This window comes from Sphaerimonospora sp. CA-214678 (assembly GCF_050942215.1).
Classification (GTDB): Bacteria; Actinomycetota; Actinomycetes; order Streptosporangiales; family Streptosporangiaceae; genus Sphaerimonospora.
This window is the reverse complement of sequence record NZ_CP192056.1, coordinates 2,583,204-2,599,580: the sequence shown is the minus strand read 5'-3', so window position 1 is coordinate 2,599,580 and position 16,377 is coordinate 2,583,204. Positions and strand designations below refer to the sequence as shown.

Below are 16,377 nucleotides of genomic sequence, written 5' to 3'. Positions count from 1 at the left end.
TCAGCGGCCATCCTTTACGTCGTCGTATCCGTGGGCGCCGCCTGCGTCGACGGCGCCGATCCTGTCAACACTGCTGATTCGGCTAACACTGCCGAGCCCGAGTTCGGCCCGCAACTCGCTTTCCCTGCTCGCCGCGTGCCGCCGTACCTCACCGGCGAACTCCCTGAACCGGCCGGCGAGTGTGACCGTGCGGTCGGCCGCGCGCCGGGCGACGTGGTCGGGCCGCAATGCCTGAAGCTTACGCATGACCCAGACCGCCAGGCACGCTCCCAGGGCCATGTAGAAGAGGCGCCGGATCACCCGTGCCCCCTCCGGACCGGCGACCGCTCACCCCTCCGGGGGGCGGGTACGGCCACGGGGCCGGCGCGGCGTGCCGCGATCGCGGCGCGCAGCCCGTACCCGAGCGCGGAGATCTTGATGAGCGGGGTGGCGAACAGCGCGGAGGCGACACCGGTGATCTTCACCAGATCGCCGCTGGCGGTGCGGACGTTGTCGGTGATGGCCTCGGTGTCGGCCAGCCTGCGGTTGGCCTCGGAGACCGTGCGGCCCATGTCGTCGAGCAACGGCGCCAGACGTTCGCTCAGCTCGGCCACCGACCTGGTCGTCTCGTTCAGCAGCTTGGTCAGCTTCACCAGCACGACGGCCATGAAGCAGACCAGAATCGCCCAGAAGACGGCGACGAGCAGACCCGCCAGCTCTCCCGCGCTCAGCATGTGCCGATCTCCCTAGGTTGTTTCCTCGATCAGCCGAGGCTGGAATGTGGTGCCCCCCAGGGCACCAGACCCTACCGCGAACGCACCGCCCGCCGATCCTCACCGCGCGCTTGGGAGGCTTTCACTCCCCGCGGAGGAAGGATCTGATCTTCGCCCAGCGTTCACCGTACCGCGCCTCGGTCCCGTGGGCGGTCGGCCGGTAGTAGCGGCGCTCCCGCAACTCCTCCGGGACGTAGTCCTGCCTCACCAGGCCATGCTCGAAGTCGTGCGGGTACTGGTAGCCCTTCCCGTGGCCGAGCTTCTTCGCTCCGGGATAGTGGGAGTCGCGCAGGTGGGCGGGGATCGGCCCGAGCAGGCCGCGCCGTACGTCGTCACAGGCGGCCCCGATGGCCGTCACGACGGCGTTGGACTTGGGCGCGAGCGCGCAGTGGATCACCGCCTGGGCGAGGTTGATCCGGCCCTCCGGCAGCCCGATGAAGTCCACGGCCTGGGCCGCGGCGACCGCGGTCTGCAGGCAGGTGGGGTCGGCCATGCCCACGTCCTCCGACGCGAAGATCACGATCCGGCGGGCGATGAACCGCGGATCCTCCCCCGCCTCCACCATCCTGGCCAGGTAGTGCAGCGCGGCGTCGGCGTCCGATCCGCGCATGCTCTTGATGAAGGCGCTCACCACGTCGTAGTGCTGGTCGCCCTGGCGGTCGTACCGTACGGCCGCCTTGTCGACCGCCCGCTCCACGACCTCCACCGTGACGTCGTCGGCGAGCAGCGCGGCGGCCTCCAGGTAGGTGAGCGAGCGCCGTGCGTCGCCCCCGGCGAGCCGGACCAGCTGGTCGAGCGCTTCGGGCCGCAGGGTGACCCGCCCGTCCAGACCGCGCGGGTCGGCGACCGCACGCTCCAGGACGAGACGGATGTCGTCTTCGGTCAGCGACTCCAGCGTGAGCAGCAGTGAGCGGGACAGCAGCGGAGAGATGACCGAGAAGTACGGATTCTCCGTGGTCGCGCCGATGAACGTGACCCACCGGTTCTCCACCGCCGGCAGCAGCGCGTCCTGCTGGGCCTTGTTGAACCTGTGGACCTCGTCCACGAACAGCACGGTCTGCCTGCCGGTCATGCCCAGCTCGCGGCGGGCCTGGTCGATCGCGGCGCGCACGTCCTTCACGCCGGCCGACACCGCGGAGATCTCCACGAACCTGCGCTCGGTGACGTTCGACACCACGTAGGCGAGCGTGGTCTTGCCGGTCCCCGGAGGCCCCCACAGGAACAGCGACATCGGCGCGTCGCTCTCGACGAGCCGCCGCAGCGGGGTGCCCGGGCCCAGCAGATGCCGCTGCCCGATCACCTCGTCCAGGCCGCGCGGGCGCATCCGCACCGCCAGCGGCTCCTGGCCGCGGTGTGCCTCCTCCGCCGCCGAATCGAACAGGCTCTCCACAACGCCGACCCTACCGTCAGGGGATGTCAGACGGTCCCTAACGTCCCCAGACCGCGGTCGCTCCACTGTGCCCGAGCCGTACGACGTAGTAGCCGACGGCCAGGGCGAACACGACGGCGACGGCCGAGACGGCCACGACGGCGGGGCTCGCGGCGGGACCGGCGGCCCGGGGCCGGGTGAACCGGACGAGCAGGACGGCGGCCACGGCGAGCCCCGCCGTGAGCACCATCAGGGGACCGGCGAGGCTCTCGTGCTCGGCGACGGGGGCGGGCACGTTCCCCTGGAACAGCCGGTCCCGGAGCGCCTCGCCGCTCTCCCTGGCCGCGAATACGGCGACCGGCGCGGCCAGGGCGCTCAGCACGACGGCCGCGTGGACGATCAGGGGGTGGGCGGGGAGGCCGAAGATCTGGTCGAACATCGAGGTCCTCCTGAGCGGGGTCATGTGGGCCCGGGGCGGGAGTGTCCCGGCGCCTCGTCCCCGAATACACCCCCGAGTCGCGGAAGGTTCGCCGCCGAATCGCTCGCCGCCGAATCGCTCGCCGGCGGATCGATTCAAGGCCGGCGGATCGATTCGGCCGGCGGATCAGCGATCGGTTCCCCGGCCGATCGGTTCGCACACGGATCGGTTCTCCGGCGGGTCAGGGCGGGGAGGCAGGTATTTTACGGCAAAAGTGTAGTAATACCCACAACGAGCGTGCTTTACACGAAGCGAACGCGATCACGACTAGAGTGACGGTTCGAAATCGTCATCGAAGGTAAAAGGGAAGGCAAAGCGGTGACCGACACTGACTGGCAGAAGCAGCCGGCTTCGCGCACGGCCAAGCGTACTACCACCCCCCGTGTCGGCCTGGGTCTCGGCGTGGGCCTCAGCATGCTCGCGCTCATAGGCGGCCTGGCCGCGTGCGGTGGCAAGAACGACGCCGCCGGGGCCGGCTCCGGAGAGGAGAGCCCGAGCGCCGCGCCGTCCGCCGGTCCCTCCGCCATCCCCTCGGAACTGGCCGATCCGACGCCGAGCGCGCGCCCCACGGACCTTCGGAAGATCACCTGTCAGTACCGCAAGGACGACAGCGGCAGCCCGGCCAAGTTCGTCGGCTACCCGCCGAAGAAGCTCAGCGCCAAGGTCATCAAGGCGTCCAAGATGACGATGAGAACGAATCTCGGCGACATCGTGATCGAACTGGCCACCGGGGACGCACCGTGCACGGTGAACTCCTTCGCGTTCCTGGCCCAGAAGAACTTCTTCGACAACACCGTCTGCCACCGGCTGGCCACGCTGGAGACCAACGGCGTCGGGCTGCTGCAGTGCGGCGACCCGCAGGCCAAGGGCGACGGCAAGAACCCGACCGACGGCACCGGCGGCCCCGGCTATCTGTTCGACGACGAGAACCTCGGCCCGCACTACGTCCGGGGCGTCGTCTTCATGGCCCAGGGCGGGGAGGACGCCAATTCCAACGGCAGCCAGTTCGCCATCTCGTTCACGGACGAGAACGCCCAGCTCCCGCAGGCGTACACGCCGTTCGGCATGGTGACCAAGGGTCTCGACATCGTCGACAAGATCGCCAAGGGCGGGGTCATCGTCTTCCCCGACGGCGGCGACATCACCAGCGACGAGGGCGGCTCCAACGCCCCCAAGACCCGCATCGTGATCAAGGACGTCAGGATCTCCTGACCCCCCACCCCCCATCGTGATCTTGCGAATTCTCGCAGACATGGTCGCCGAGCTGCGCGAAAACCCTTCGTGATCTTGCAGAAACTCGCATGCGACCCGCTTGACCTGCGCCGTTAACGTTCGTGATCTTGCAGTCATATCGGAACTGCAAGATCACGAACGTTGTCTTCCCAGGTAGAGCCGTACGAGTGCGCATTTCTGCAAGATCACGCCACGCGAAGGCCCAGGTGAACGGGCCCCGGCGCGAGAATTCGCAAGATCACGCGCCGGGGGGTGGGGATCATACGCCGGGGTGGGGATCACACGCCGGGGGCGGGGGGCTGGGCGGGGGTCTCCGACTTGGGCTTGGCGTCCACCCCGGCCTCCTTGCGCTGTTCGCCGGTGATCGGCGTGGGCGCCCCGGTCAGCGGGTCGAAGCCGGAGGCCGTCTTCGGGAACGCGATGACGTCCCGGATCGACTCGCCGCCCGCCAGCAGCATGCACACCCGGTCCCAGCCGTAGGCGATGCCGCCGTGCGGCGGCGGGCCGTACTTGAACGCCTCCAGCAGGAAGCCGAACTTGTTCTCCGCCTCCTCCTTGGAGATGCCGAGCACGTCGAACACCCGCTGCTGCATCTCGGCCCGGTGGATACGGATCGAGCCGCCGCCGATCTCCATGCCGTTGCAGACCATGTCGTAGGCGTACGCCAGGGCCTCGCCCGGGGCGTCCTGGAAGCTCTCCGCCCACTCGGGCTTCGGCCCGGTGAACGGGTGGTGCACCGCGGTCCAGCCGGTCTGCCTGCCGACCTCGTCGACGACGGGCTCGAACATCGGGGCGTCGACGACCCACAGGAACGACCACTGGGACTCGTCGATCAGGCCGCACCGGCGGCCGATCTCCAGCCGGGCCGCGCCGAGCAGCTCACGCGAGGGACCGGGCAGGCCGGCGGCGAAGAAGATCGCATCCCCGGGCTGCGCGCCCGTCGCCTTGGCGAGCCCGCCGAGCTCCGCCTCGGAAAGGTTCCTGGCCACCGGGCCGCCGAGGCCGTCCTCCTGCACCAGCACGTACGCGAGACCGCGGGCGCCGCGCGACTTGGCCCACTCCTGCCAGCCGTCCAGCTCCCTGCGGGACTGCGAGGCGCCGCCGGGCATGACGACCGCGCCCACGTACGGCTGCTGGAACACCCGGAAGGAGGTGTCGGCGAAGTACCCGGTCAGGTCGGTCAGCTCGACCCCGAACCGCAGGTCCGGCTTGTCCGAGCCGTACCTCGACATCGCCTCGGCGTAGGAGATCCTGGGCAGCGGCGTGGGCAGCTCGTAGCCGAGGGTCTCCTTCCAGATGCGCCCGATCAGCGCCTCGCCCAGCTCGATCACGTCGTCCTGGTCGACGAAGGACATCTCGATGTCGATCTGGGTGAACTCGGGCTGCCGGTCGGCGCGCAGGTCCTCGTCCCGGAAGCAGCGGGCGAGCTGGTAGTAGCGCTCCAGGCCGGAGACCATGAGGAGCTGCTTGAACAGTTGCGGCGACTGCGGCAGGGCGTACCAGCTGCCCGGCTGGAGCCGTACGGGCACCAGGAAGTCGCGCGCGCCCTCGGGGGTGGAGCGGGTCAGGCTCGGGGTCTCGACGTAGACGAAGCCGCGCTCGCGCATGACCTCGTGGGCGAGGTAGGTGGCCTGGGAGCGGATCTTCAGCGCGTCGGCGATCCGCTGCCGGCGGATGTCGAGGTAGCGGTACTTCAGCCGCGCCTCCTCCGACACACCGGTCGTGCCCTCGATCGGGAACGGCAGCGGAGCCGACTCGCTCAGCACCTCCACCTCGGTGGCGACGACCTCGACGTCGCCGGTGGGCAGGTCGGGGTTCTCGTTGCCCGCCGGGCGGAGCCGTACCTCGCCCGTGACCTTCACACAGTACTCGGAGCGCAGGTCGTGGGCGTGATCCTCCTCACGGAAGACCACCTGCGCCGAGCCGGAGGCGTCGCGCAGGTCGATGAACACGACGCCGCCGTGGTCGCGCCGGCGCGCCACCCATCCGGCCAGCGTCACCCGCCGGCCGGCATGCTCCTTACGAAGCGCCCCTGCTTCGTGGGTGCGGATCACGAGAGTCTTCCCTTCAGGACGTCGACGACCTCGGCGAACGGCACCGCGGTCTGGTCGGCTGTGGTCAGGTCCTTCACTTGTACGGCTCCCGCCTCGATGTCGCGGTCGCCGACGATGACGGCGTAGCGGGCGCCGCTGCGGTCGGCGGCCTTCATGGCGCCCTTGACGCCGCGGCCGCCGAAGGACATGTCGACGGCGACACCGGCCCGGCGCAGCGCGGCGACCAGCGGGAAGACCCGCCGCCTGGCCTCCTCGCCGAGCGGCACGGCGAACACGTCGACGCGGCCGGCCCGCTCGGCGAGCAGTCCCTCCGCCTCCAGCGCGAGCACGGTGCGGTCCACCCCGAGCGCCCAGCCGACGCCGGGCAGCTGCGGTCCGCCGATCATCTCGCTCAGCCCGTCGTAGCGGCCGCCGCCGCCGACCGCCGACTGGGCGCCGAGCCCGTCGTGGACGAACTCGAAGGTCGTCCGGGTGTAGTAGTCGAGACCGCGGACCAGCCGGGGATCGTCCTCGTACGGCACGCCGGCCGTGGTCAGCAGGCCGCGGACCTCCTCGTGGTAGGCCTTGCAGGCACCGCAGAGGTGATCGGTCACCAGCGGCGCGTCGGCGAGCCGCGCGCGCACCTCCGGGCGCTTGTCGTCGAGCACGCGCAACGGGTTGATCTCGATCCGCTGCCGGGTCGCCTCATCGAGGTCGAGCGCGCGCAGGAAGTCCTGCAGCGCGGCGCGGTAGGCGGGACGGCACTCCTTGCAGCCCAGCGAGTTCAGCAGCAGACGCACGCGGGTCAGGCCGAGCGAGGCGTAGCCGTCCACGGCCAGCACGATCAGCTCGGCGTCCAGCGCCGGATCCTCCGCCCCCAGCGCCTCGGCGCCGACCTGGGAGAAGTGGCGGTAGCGGCCCGCCTGCGCGCGCTCATAGCGGAAGAAGCTGCCCGAGTACCAGAGCTTGATCGGCAGCGGCCCGCCGTACAGGCCGTGCTCGATCACGGCGCGCACCACGCTGGCCGTACCCTCGGGACGCAGCGTCAGGGACTGGCCGCCCCTGCTGGTGAACGTGTACATCTCCTTGGTGACGATGTCGGTCGACTCGCCCACACCGCGTGAGAACAGCCCCGTGTCCTCGAACGCGGGCGTCTCGACATATCCGTACCCCGCGCGGCGGGCGGGCGCGGCCAGCGCGTCGCGCACGGCGAGCACGATCTCAGAACGCGGCGGCATCCAGTCGAAGGTGCCCTTAGGCGCTTGAAAAGTCATCACAATCCCCTGCTAGGGCCTGCCGCGACGTCCCCGAGGAAAGGGTTGGTGGCGCGCTCGCGGCCAATGGTCGTCTGTGGTCCGTGACCGGGCAGGACCACGGTGTCGTCCGGCAGCGTCATCGTCTTCGCGAGACTGCGGAGCATCACCGCGTGGTCCCCGCCCGGGAGGTCGGTCCTGCCGATGGAGCCGGCGAACAACAGGTCACCCGCGAACAGGACCTGGGTGTCGCTCCCCTGTGGGTCCCGCACGGGCGTCCGGAACGTCACCGACCCCCTGGTATGGCCGGGCCGGTGGTCGACCGTGAGCTCCAGACCGGCGAGTTCGAGCACCGCGCCGTCCGACAGCTCCCTCACGTCGTCGGGCTCGCCGAACTCCAGTCCTCCGAACATCTGCCGTGCCGGGCCCGGGAAGCCCTTGGCCGGATCCGACAGCAGTTCGCGGTCGTCGGGGTGGATCCAGGCGGGGACGTCACGGGCGCCGCACACGGGCACGACGGACCACATATGGTCGATGTGACCGTGGGTCAGCAGCACCGCGACGGGCTTGAGACGATGCTCGCGCAGGAGGTCGTCGAGACCCTCGACGGCGTCCTGACCTGGATCGACGATCACGCACTCCTCGCCCGGAGCGGGAGCGACGACGTAGCAGTTGGTCTGGAACGACCCTGCGGGAAACCCGGCGACGAGCACGGAAGCGGCCTCTGCGTCTCGTGAGGATGTATCAAGGATTACGCGAGCGAATGTAACCGAAGGGTACCGGTGCGGGTCGGCAGGCTGCGAACCAACGCCCGTCAGCCGATACGATTCGCCCACCTCAATAGTCATTCTTGGAGCAGTCGAGCCGGATGCTATACAACCATGGCGGCTCCGGCGAGGCGGCACCGAGCGCACGACAATGGGAAACAGGGAGGTCGAAGTGGCCACCGGCAAGGACCGGCGCAGGCAGCTCGCCAGGGAGCACTACGAGCGGCAGATCCAGGCACGGGCCGAACGGCAGCGCAGGGCCCGGCGCAACGCCGTCATCGGCACCAGCACCGCGGTCGTGGTCGTGGTGGGCGGTGTCGTGGCCGCCGCGGCGATGATCGACCACGAGGAGGACCCCGCGCCGAAGCAGAGCCCGGCGGCCGCGGTCGAGGAGCCCAAGCCGTACGACCCGGCGACCGGCCTGTGCGGCTACGTCGCCGACGAGGGCAGCGGTCAGGTGAAGAACGTCGGCCTGCCGCCGTCGAAGGTCAGCACCGCGCCCGCGACGATGCGGATCAAGACCAATCTCGGCGCCATCGACGTCAAGCTGGAGACCGAGAAGGCGCCCTGCACGGTCAACTCCTTCCGGCATCTGGCGTCGAAGGACTACTTCGACGACACCAAGTGCCACCGGATGGGCACGGATTTCCCGATCCTGCAGTGCGGCGACCCGCTGGCCAAGGCCGACGGCAAGAACCCGACCGACGGCCAGGGCGGGCCCGGCTACCGGTTCTCCGACGAGAACCTGGCGGGCGCCAAGTACACGCGAGGGGTGCTGGCCATGGCCAACAGCGGCCCGGGCACCAACGGCAGCCAGTTCTTCATCGTGTTCGGGGACACCACGCTGCCCCCGAGCTACACGCCCTTCGGTACGGTGACCAAAGGACTCGAAATCGTGGACAAGGTCGCCAAGAAGGGCGTCCTCGCCGGCGGACCCGGCGACGGTACGGGCGCCCCGAAGCAGACGGTCCAGATCAAAGACGTGACAATCACCGGCAAGAGCTGACGTAATTACTACACCAAGGGGATATCGGGCCCTGGAGGCTGATTCAAGTGCGGGAGGACACGGTGAGCACCGACCCGTGGGGCCGGGTAGACGATGACGGCACCGTCTACGTGCGTACGGCCGAGGGAGAACGGGCCGTCGGGTCCTGGCAGGCCGGTGAGCCGGAGGAGGCGTTGGCCTACTTCCACCGCAAGTTCGAGGAGCTGGCCGGACAGGTCCAGCTTCTCGAGCAGCGGGTGCGCGAGACCGACCTGGCACCGGCCCAGGCCGAGGCGAGCATCGTCAAGCTGCGGGAGGCGGTGGCCGGGGCGAACGCCGTCGGGGACCTGGCATCCCTGGAGACGCGACTGACGACGCTGAGCGAGCTGGTCGGCCGCCGTCGCGAGGAGCTGCGGGCCGCCCGCGAGCAGGCGCGCGCCCAGGCGCGGGAGACCAAGGAGCGGATCGTCGCCGAGGCCGAGCGGATCGCCGAGGAGGCGACCCACTGGAAGTCCGGCGGGGAGCGGCTGCGTCAGCTCGTCGAGGAGTGGAAGGCCGCTGAGCGGATCGACCGTGCCACCGAGGCCGCGCTGTGGAAGCGCATGTCCGCGGCGCGTACGGCGTTCGCCAAGCGGCGCAAGGCCTACTTCTCCTCGCTGGACGAGCAGCGCGACGCGGTGCGCGCGGCCAAGGAACGGATCGTGGGCGAGGCGGAGGCGCTGTCGGCCTCGACCGACTGGACGGGCACGGCGGCGGCCTACCGCGAGCTGATGCGGCAGTGGAAGGCCGCCGGTCGGGCGTCCCGGGAGGTCGAGGACGACCTGTGGGCCCGGTTCAAGGGCGCCCAGGACCAGTTCTTCCAGGCCCGGTCGGCGGTGTACGCCGAACGGGACGCCTCGTTCGCGGCCAACGCCGAGGTCAAGGAGGGGCTGCTGACCGAGGCCGAGCGCCTGCTGCCGGTCACCGACGCCCGTTCCGCCAGGGCGGCGCTGCGCGGCATCCTGGAGCGCTGGGAGGCCGCCGGTCCGGTGCCGCGCGACATGCGCGACCGCCTGGAGGGCGGCCTGCGCAAGGTCGACGACGCCGTCCGCCGGGCCGAGGAGCAGGAGTGGAAGCGCACCAACCCCGAGGCCAGGGCCCGCGCCCAGGACACCGTCAACCAGCTGCGCAGGTCCATCGACCAGCTTGAGAGGCGGCTCGCCAAGGCCCAGGCGGCCGGGCGGGACAAGGAGGCCAAGGAGACCGAGGAATCCCTGGCCGCCCGCCGCTCCTGGCTGCTGGAGGCCGAGCGCACGCTCGCCGAGTTCTCCTGACGCCCGGCCCGCCACCCGCCCCCCCGTGATCTTGCAGTTTCTCGCACGGAGGGCGGTTGACCTGCGCGCTCCCAGTGCGTGATCTTGCAGAAACTCGCTCCGATACGGCTTCACCAGCGAGAATGCCTGTCGTGATCTTGCAATTGCAAGATCACGACAGGCATTCTCGCTGGTGAACGACCCTAGATGCGAGTTTCTGCAAGATCACGAATTGCATCAGGGCAGGTCAGCGGCGATCTCTGCGAGAAACTGCAAGATCACGCCCTGGGGGGGATCAGTTGGTGACGCGGTAGACGTCGTAGACGCCGTGCACGCCGCGTACGGCCTTGAGCACGTGGCCCAGGTGCTTGGGGTCGCCCATCTCGAAGGTGAACTTGCTGATGGCCACCCGATCCCGGCTGGTCGCCACCGACGCGGACAGGATGTTCACGTGGTGGTCGGACAGCGTCCGGGTGACGTCCGACAGCAGCCGGGGCCGGTCCAGCGCCTCCACCTGGATCGCGACGAGGAAGACCGAGTCACCCCCCGGCGACCAGGACACCTCCACCAGGCGGTCGGGCTGCGCGTGCAGCTGGGCGACGTTCGGGCAGTTGGTCCGGTGCACCGAGACCCCGTGCCCGCGGGTGACGAAGCCGATGATCTCATCGCCGGGGACCGGGGTGCAGCACCGCGAGAGCCGTACCCACACGTCCGGGTCTCCTGCCACGATGACGCCGGCGTTGGCATGGGCCCCGGCGCGCCCTGTGAGCCTCGTGGGGAGCGCGACCTCGGCGATGTCCTCCTCCGCCCCCGCGACGCCGCCCACGGCCTGTACGAGCTTCTCGACGACGGACTGGGCCCCCACATGGCCCTCGCCCACCGCGGCGTACAGCGCGGACACGTCGGGGTAGCGCAGATCCCGGGCCAGCGCCAGCAGCGCCTCGCCCGACATCAGCCGCTGGAGCGGCAGGCCCTGCTTGCGCATCGCCCTGCCGATGGCCTCCTTGCCCGCCTCGATCGCGGTCTCGCGGCGCTCCTTGGAGAACCACTGACGGATCTTGTTGCGGGCGCGGCCGCTCTTGACGAACTTCAGCCAGTCGCGGGACGGCCCGGCGTCCTGTGATTTCGAGGTGAAAATTTCAACGGTGTCGCCGTTGCCGAGGCGGGATTCCAGCGGGACCAGGCGGCCGTTCACCCTGGCCCCGATACAGCGGTGGCCCACCTCTGTGTGCACCGCGTACGCGAAGTCGACCGGGGTGGCGCCCTCCGGCAGCGAGATCACCTGGCCGCGCGGAGTGAAGACGAACACCTCCGAGACCGACAGGTCGAACCGCAGCGACTCCAGGAACTCCCCGGGGTCCGCGGTCTCCTTCTGCCAGTCGAGGAGCTGCCGCAGCCAGGCCATGTCGTTGACCTGCTTGACCTTGGCCGGCCCCGAGGACGCCATCTCCTCCTTGTACTTCCAGTGCGCGGCCACGCCGTACTCGGCCCGGTTGTGCATGGCGTAGGTGCGGATCTGCAGCTCGATCGGCTTGCCCTCGGGGCCCATGACCGTCGTGTGCAACGACTGGTACATGTTGAACTTGGGCATGGCGATGTAGTCCTTGAACCGCCCCGGCACCGGCCGCCACTGCGCGTGGATCGTTCCGAGCACGGCATAGCAGTCGCGGACCGTTTCGACCAGGATGCGGATGCCCACCAGGTCGTAGATGTCGTCGAAGGCGAGCCCCTTCGCGATCATCTTCTGGTAGATCGAGTAGTAGTGCTTGGGCCGGCCCCGCACGGTCGCCTTGATCTTGGCCTCGCGCAGGTCGCCGGACACCTTCTCGATGACGTCCTGCAGGAACAGGTCGCGCCGCGGCGCGCGCTCGGACACCATCCTGGCGATCTCGTCGTACCGCTTGGGGTAGAGCATGGCGAACGCGAGGTCCTCCAGCTCCCACTTGATGGTGTTCATGCCGAGCCGGTGGGCGAGCGGCGCGAAGATCTCCAGGGTCTCCCGGGACTTCTGCTGCCGCTTGTGCTCGGGCATGTAGCGCATCGTGCGCATGTTGTGCAGCCGGTCGGCGAGCTTGATGACCAGCACCCGGATGTCGCGCGACATCGCGACGACCATCTTGCGCACGGTCTCGGCCTGCGCCGCGTCGCCGAACTTGACCTTGTCGAGCTTGGTCACGCCGTCGACGAGCAGCGCGATGTTCTCGCCGAAATCGGCTCGTAACTCGTCGAGGCTGTAGGCGGTGTCCTCCACCGTGTCGTGCAGCAGCGCCGCGCACAGCGTCTCGTCGTCGGTGCCCAGCTCGGCGAGGATCGTCGCCACGGCGAGCGGATGCGTGATGTACGGGTCGCCGCTCTTGCGCTTCTGATCACGGTGGTGGTAGGCGGCGATGTCGTAGGCGCGCTCGATGAGGCGCAGGTCGGCCTTGGGATGGGTCACGCGGACCGTCTTGAAGAGCGGCTCAAGCACCGGATTCACCGCCCCCCACTGCCCACCGAACCGGGCCAGCCTACGTCGTGCGGCCGACGCCGGTCTCTCCTCCCGCGCCGGGTCGCGCCCCGCGTTCTGCGGCCACGCCGTCTCCGCCTCTACCGGGGGCTCCGCATCGGCAGCTGGCACGACGGCGACAGGGTCCGGGGCGGCGGACTCGGCGGTGCCGCGCGAGACCGCGTCGCGCTCAGCCCTCGCGCCGTCGGGCACGACCACATCACGAGGCACACAGACTCCTCACGTCGAGTCCAGATTCCTCAGTGTATCCGTGCCGTCTCCACACTCAGACGCTGACCAGCGTACGGACGTCCAGCCCGGGCAGCCGGTCCCTGCCCGCGAGGAAGGACAGCTCCATCAGGAACGACACCGCGACGATCCGCGCCCCCGCCCGCCTGACCAGTTCCACCGTCGCGGCCGCCGTTCCGCCGGTGGCCAGCACGTCGTCGACGATCAGGACCCGCTCGCCCGGGGTGAACGCGTCGGCGTGCACCTCGATCGCGGCCGAGCCGTACTCGAGCTGGTAGGACGCCTCCAACGTGTCGGCGGGGAGCTTGCCCTTCTTGCGTACCGGGACGAAACCGGCGCCGCTGTGGTAGGCCACCGGCGCGGCGAGGATGAACCCCCGCGCCTCGATCCCCACCACCTTGTCGAACGCCAGACCGTGCGCGAGCTCGTCCACGACCTTGGTGAACGCCGCGTGGTCGGCCAGCAGCGGGGTGATGTCCTTGAAGAGGATGCCCGGCTTCGGATAGTCGGGAACATCTCTGATGAGCGCCGTCCAATCTGTCACGACGCCAACATTAGGGCACGCGCGCGTGCGCCCCGCGACCCGTCGGGGCCGCGGGGCGCACGAACGCTCCCCTGGTCAGCGCTTCTTGCGCTTGGCGTCGGTGATCGTGACGTTCTGGGGCGCCGCGACGGCCGCCGTGGCCGTACGGTCGTCACGCACCGCCGCTGCGGCCGCCTTGGCCGCGGAGGCCTGCTTGGCGGCCACCCGCTTGGCCAGGGCCCGCCACTTGGGCTCGCGCTCCTTGAGCGTCACCAGGATCGGCGTGGCCACACAGAGGGACGAGTAGGTGCCGACGACCATTCCGACGAACAGCGCCAGCGACAGGTCCTTCAGCGTGCCGGCGCCGAGCAGCGTTGTGCCGACGAACAGGATGGCCGCCACCGGCAGGATCGCGGTCAGCGAGGTGTTCAGCGACCGGATCAGCGTGTGGCTCAGCGCGTCGTTCGCCGCCTGCGTGTAGGTCATCTTGGCGCTCGTGCCGAGCTTCGCGGTCACTTCCTTGATCATGTCGAAGACGACGACTGCGTCGTACAGCGAATAACCGAGGATCGTGAGGAAGCCGAGCATGGTCGCCGGGGTGACCTCGAATCCCGTCCAGGCGTAGACGCCGGCGGTGATGATCAGGTCGTGGACGAGCGCCACGATGGCCGCCAGCGCCATCCGCCACTCGAAGGCCACCGACAGATAGAGCATGATCGCGATCATGAAGACAGCCAGGCCGATCCACGCCTTCTGGGACACCTCACCGCCCCAGCTCGCGCCGATGACCTGCGTGCTCACCTGCTCCTGCTGCACGCCGAACCGCTGCGTGACGGCCTTCTGGACCGCGGACACCTCGGTCCCGTCGAGGCTCTGAGTGGTGATCCGCCAGTTGGGGCCCGCCTGCTGCACGATCGGGTCGTGCCCGACGACGTCCCGTACGGCCTCGCGCACCTGCTCCAGGCTGGACCCCGGCGTGCGGGCGAAGTCGATGACCGATCCGCCCTTGAACTCCACGCCGAGGGTGAGCCCGTGGATCACGATACCGAGGATGGAGACGACCATCAGGAACGCGGACAGGCCGTACCAGAGCCTGCGCTTGCCGACGAAGTCGATGTCGATGTCGCCGCGGTAGAGGCGGCTGATAACTCCCGGCATCACGCCTCCTGCAGGGTCTGCTCGGCGGGGCTGGTGTGACCCATGCGCGCCTCGTCGAGTCCGGACAGCCGATGGCCCTTGGCGAAGAACCGCAGGCGTGCCGCGAGCGTCATCAACGGCTTGGTGAACAGGAACACCACCACGATGTCGATCAGCGTGGTCAGGCCCATCGCGAACGCGAAGCCGGCCACACCGCCCACCGCGAGGAAGTACAGCACCACGGCGGCGATGAACATGACGGCGTCGGCCACCAGGATCGTCCGCCGGGCCCGCCGCCAGGCGACCTCCACGGCGGAACGCAGCGTGCGGTGGCCTTCCTTGATCTCATCTCGGACGCGCTCGAAGTAGACGATGAACGAGTCGGCCGTGATGCCGATGGACACGACCAGACCGATGATGTGCGGCAGCGAGAGCCGGAAGCCGGCGTTCTCGCTGAGGACGGCCACGGTCAGGTAGGTGACGAGCGTCGCGCAGGCGAGGCTGGCCATGCCGATAAGGCCGAGGCCCCGGTAGTAGAGCAGCAGGTAGAACACGACCACGAGCAGGCCCAGCGCGCCCGAGATCAGGCCGCCGCGCAACTGGTCCTGGCCCAGCGTCGAGGAGACGGACTCCACCGAGCCCTGCTTGAACTTCAGCGGCAGCGCGCCGTACTTGAGCTGGTCGGCCAGCTCTGTGGCGCTGGTCTGGGTGAAGCTGCCGGAGATCCGGGCGCTGCCGCCCGGGATGGCCTCCTCGATCGTCGGCGCGACGATGACGACGCCGTCCAGCACGTTCGCGAGCTGGTTGCGCGGCGCCGGGAGGCTGGTGATCCGCCGGGTGATGTCGGCGAACAGCGTGGCGCCCTTGGACTTGAAGTTGACCTGGACGATCCACTCGCCCGTGGTCGGGTCGGTGCCGGCCGTGGCTCCGCTGATCTCGGTGCCCTGCACCGCGGCCTTGTCGAGGATGTATCGTGCCGCGCCGTCGTCGCTGCAGGCCACGATCTGCTTGCCCGGGTCGTCCTGCGCGCCCTGGCCACGGTCCTTGGCGGTGCAGTCGATCTCACGGAACGCCGTCAGCAGGGCGGGTTCGATGCCGCTGATGTCCTGTCCGGCCAGGGGGTCGTCGCCGGGTTGGGGGCTGGGCGCCGGCGAGGGCGATGTCCCGGCCCCCTCACCGTCCGCTGATCCACCCTCCGATCCGCTGTCGGAACCGGCTCCGGCCCGCGCGCCGTTCGCCGCTCCCGACTTCGCCCCGCTTCTGTGCCCGGTCCTGGTGGCCGGAGACGGGGTGGGCGCGGCCAGCAGCGCCGAGGACAGCGCGCGTCCCGCCGGCGTCGTGGTCGCGGCGGCGCCCGGACCACCGCTCGGGGCTCCGTTCGGCGTCCGTGCGGTGCCCGGCATCGTGCTCGGGCTGTTGCCCGGGTCGGGTGTGGGCGCCTCCGTGGGCATCTGCTGTGGCTGCATCTTCGCCGGGGCGACCGCGAGCACCTGGCGCATCCGCAGTTCGGCGGTGGTCGAGACGAGCTTGAGCGCCTCGGACTGACCCACCCCCGGGATCTGGATCACGATGTTGTCGTTGGCCTTGGCGACCTCGGCGTCGGAGATGCCGGTGCCGTTCACCCTGGCGCGAATGATGTTCACGGCGCGGTCGAGGGACTCCGGCGGAGGAGCCTTCCCGTCCAGGGTGACCGGCGTGAGCGTCACCGTGGTGCCGCCCGCTAGGTCGAGGCCGAACTTGGGGACGAACGCCTTCTGGAGCGCGACCGTCGCCCCCATGGCGAGAATGAGCGCCAGCAGCACCAGGAGCGTTCGTCCTGGC

General features: G+C 69.7%; 14 protein-coding genes. 3 read left to right on the top strand and 11 right to left on the bottom strand.

The window, feature by feature from the left end; all coding sequences use genetic code 11:
* The 4 genes from ACQP1K_RS11710 to ACQP1K_RS11695 all read right to left on the bottom strand — a co-directional run bounded on the left by ACQP1K_RS11710 (position 1) and on the right by ACQP1K_RS11695 (position 2,560).
* Positions 1–300: a hypothetical protein gene (locus ACQP1K_RS11710; RefSeq protein WP_433500904.1), complete on the bottom strand. Its 300-nt coding sequence runs from the start codon at positions 298–300 to the stop codon at positions 1–3.
* Positions 297–713: a DUF948 domain-containing protein gene (locus ACQP1K_RS11705; protein ID WP_433500903.1), complete on the bottom strand. Its 417-nt coding sequence runs from the start codon at positions 711–713 to the stop codon at positions 297–299. Before ACQP1K_RS11705 ends, ACQP1K_RS11710 begins: the two co-directional genes overlap by 4 nt.
* 121 nt (positions 714–834) lie before the next feature.
* The gene (locus ACQP1K_RS11700) at positions 835–2,142 is read right to left on the bottom strand and encodes a replication-associated recombination protein A (RefSeq protein WP_433500902.1); all 1,308 of its coding nucleotides are present in this window, start codon (positions 2,140–2,142) and stop codon (positions 835–837) included.
* A 37-nt stretch (positions 2,143–2,179) separates the two neighbouring features.
* The gene (locus ACQP1K_RS11695) at positions 2,180–2,560 is read right to left on the bottom strand and encodes a hypothetical protein (protein WP_433500901.1); all 381 of its coding nucleotides are present in this window, start codon (positions 2,558–2,560) and stop codon (positions 2,180–2,182) included.
* Between the two features lie 357 nt (positions 2,561–2,917).
* On the opposite strand from ACQP1K_RS11695, the gene ACQP1K_RS11690 reads away from it, so the two are divergent.
* The gene (locus ACQP1K_RS11690; RefSeq protein ID WP_433500900.1) at positions 2,918–3,811 is read left to right on the top strand and encodes a peptidylprolyl isomerase; all 894 of its coding nucleotides are present in this window, start codon (positions 2,918–2,920) and stop codon (positions 3,809–3,811) included.
* 299 nt (positions 3,812–4,110) lie between these two features.
* On the opposite strand, the gene aspS is transcribed toward ACQP1K_RS11690, so the two are convergent.
* The 3 genes from aspS to ACQP1K_RS11675 are packed head-to-tail and all read right to left on the bottom strand — an operon-like array spanning position 4,111 to position 7,831.
* Complete coding sequence (aspS, locus tag ACQP1K_RS11685) at positions 4,111–5,886, bottom strand: aspartate--tRNA ligase (RefSeq protein ID WP_433500899.1); 1,776 nt, start codon at positions 5,884–5,886, stop codon at positions 4,111–4,113.
* The gene (gene hisS / locus ACQP1K_RS11680; protein WP_433500898.1) at positions 5,883–7,139 is read right to left on the bottom strand and encodes a histidine--tRNA ligase; all 1,257 of its coding nucleotides are present in this window, start codon (positions 7,137–7,139) and stop codon (positions 5,883–5,885) included. Before hisS ends, aspS begins: the two co-directional genes overlap by 4 nt.
* Positions 7,139–7,831: an MBL fold metallo-hydrolase gene (locus tag ACQP1K_RS11675; protein WP_433500897.1), complete on the bottom strand. Its 693-nt coding sequence runs from the start codon at positions 7,829–7,831 to the stop codon at positions 7,139–7,141. Before ACQP1K_RS11675 ends, hisS begins: the two co-directional genes overlap by 1 nt.
* Before the next feature lie 226 nt (positions 7,832–8,057).
* Here ACQP1K_RS11675 and ACQP1K_RS11670 point away from each other — a divergent pair, with 226 nt between their 5' ends.
* Both ACQP1K_RS11670 and ACQP1K_RS11665 read left to right on the top strand, forming a co-directional pair.
* The gene (locus ACQP1K_RS11670; protein ID WP_433500896.1) at positions 8,058–8,891 is read left to right on the top strand and encodes a peptidylprolyl isomerase; all 834 of its coding nucleotides are present in this window, start codon (positions 8,058–8,060) and stop codon (positions 8,889–8,891) included.
* A 62-nt stretch (positions 8,892–8,953) separates the two neighbouring features.
* The gene (locus ACQP1K_RS11665; protein ID WP_433500895.1) at positions 8,954–10,183 is read left to right on the top strand and encodes a DUF349 domain-containing protein; all 1,230 of its coding nucleotides are present in this window, start codon (positions 8,954–8,956) and stop codon (positions 10,181–10,183) included.
* Between the two features lie 274 nt (positions 10,184–10,457).
* Here ACQP1K_RS11665 and ACQP1K_RS11660 read toward each other — a convergent pair whose 3' ends face one another.
* From ACQP1K_RS11660 to secD, 4 genes are all read right to left on the bottom strand, one after another.
* A complete protein-coding gene (locus ACQP1K_RS11660) occupies positions 10,458–12,878 on the bottom strand; it encodes a RelA/SpoT family protein (protein ID WP_433500894.1) in 2,421 nt (806 codons plus the stop codon).
* A 55-nt stretch (positions 12,879–12,933) separates the two neighbouring features.
* Positions 12,934–13,440, bottom strand: a complete 507-nt coding sequence (locus tag ACQP1K_RS11655; protein WP_433500893.1) for an adenine phosphoribosyltransferase — start codon at positions 13,438–13,440, stop codon at positions 12,934–12,936.
* A 75-nt stretch (positions 13,441–13,515) separates the two neighbouring features.
* Positions 13,516–14,577, bottom strand: a complete 1,062-nt coding sequence (secF, locus tag ACQP1K_RS11650; protein WP_433500892.1) for a protein translocase subunit SecF — start codon at positions 14,575–14,577, stop codon at positions 13,516–13,518.
* A complete protein-coding gene (gene secD, locus ACQP1K_RS11645; protein WP_433500891.1) occupies positions 14,577–16,358 on the bottom strand; it encodes a protein translocase subunit SecD in 1,782 nt (593 codons plus the stop codon). Before secD ends, secF begins: the two co-directional genes overlap by 1 nt.
* Positions 16,359–16,377 lie beyond the last annotated feature (19 nt).

Bases quoted from the DNA above. Each gene is read 5' to 3' on its own strand.
- ACQP1K_RS11705 (WP_433500903.1), bottom strand. From the start codon at position 713: ATGCTGAGCGCGGGAGAGCTGGCGGGTCTGCTCGTCGCCGTCTTCTGG.
- ACQP1K_RS11695 (WP_433500901.1), bottom strand. From the start codon at position 2,560: ATGTTCGACCAGATCTTCGGCCTCCCCGCCCACCCCCTGATCGTCCAC.
- hisS (WP_433500898.1), bottom strand. From the start codon at position 7,139: ATGACTTTTCAAGCGCCTAAGGGCACCTTCGACTGGATGCCGCCGCGT.
- secF (WP_433500892.1), bottom strand. From the start codon at position 14,577: ATGCCGGGAGTTATCAGCCGCCTCTACCGCGGCGACATCGACATCGAC.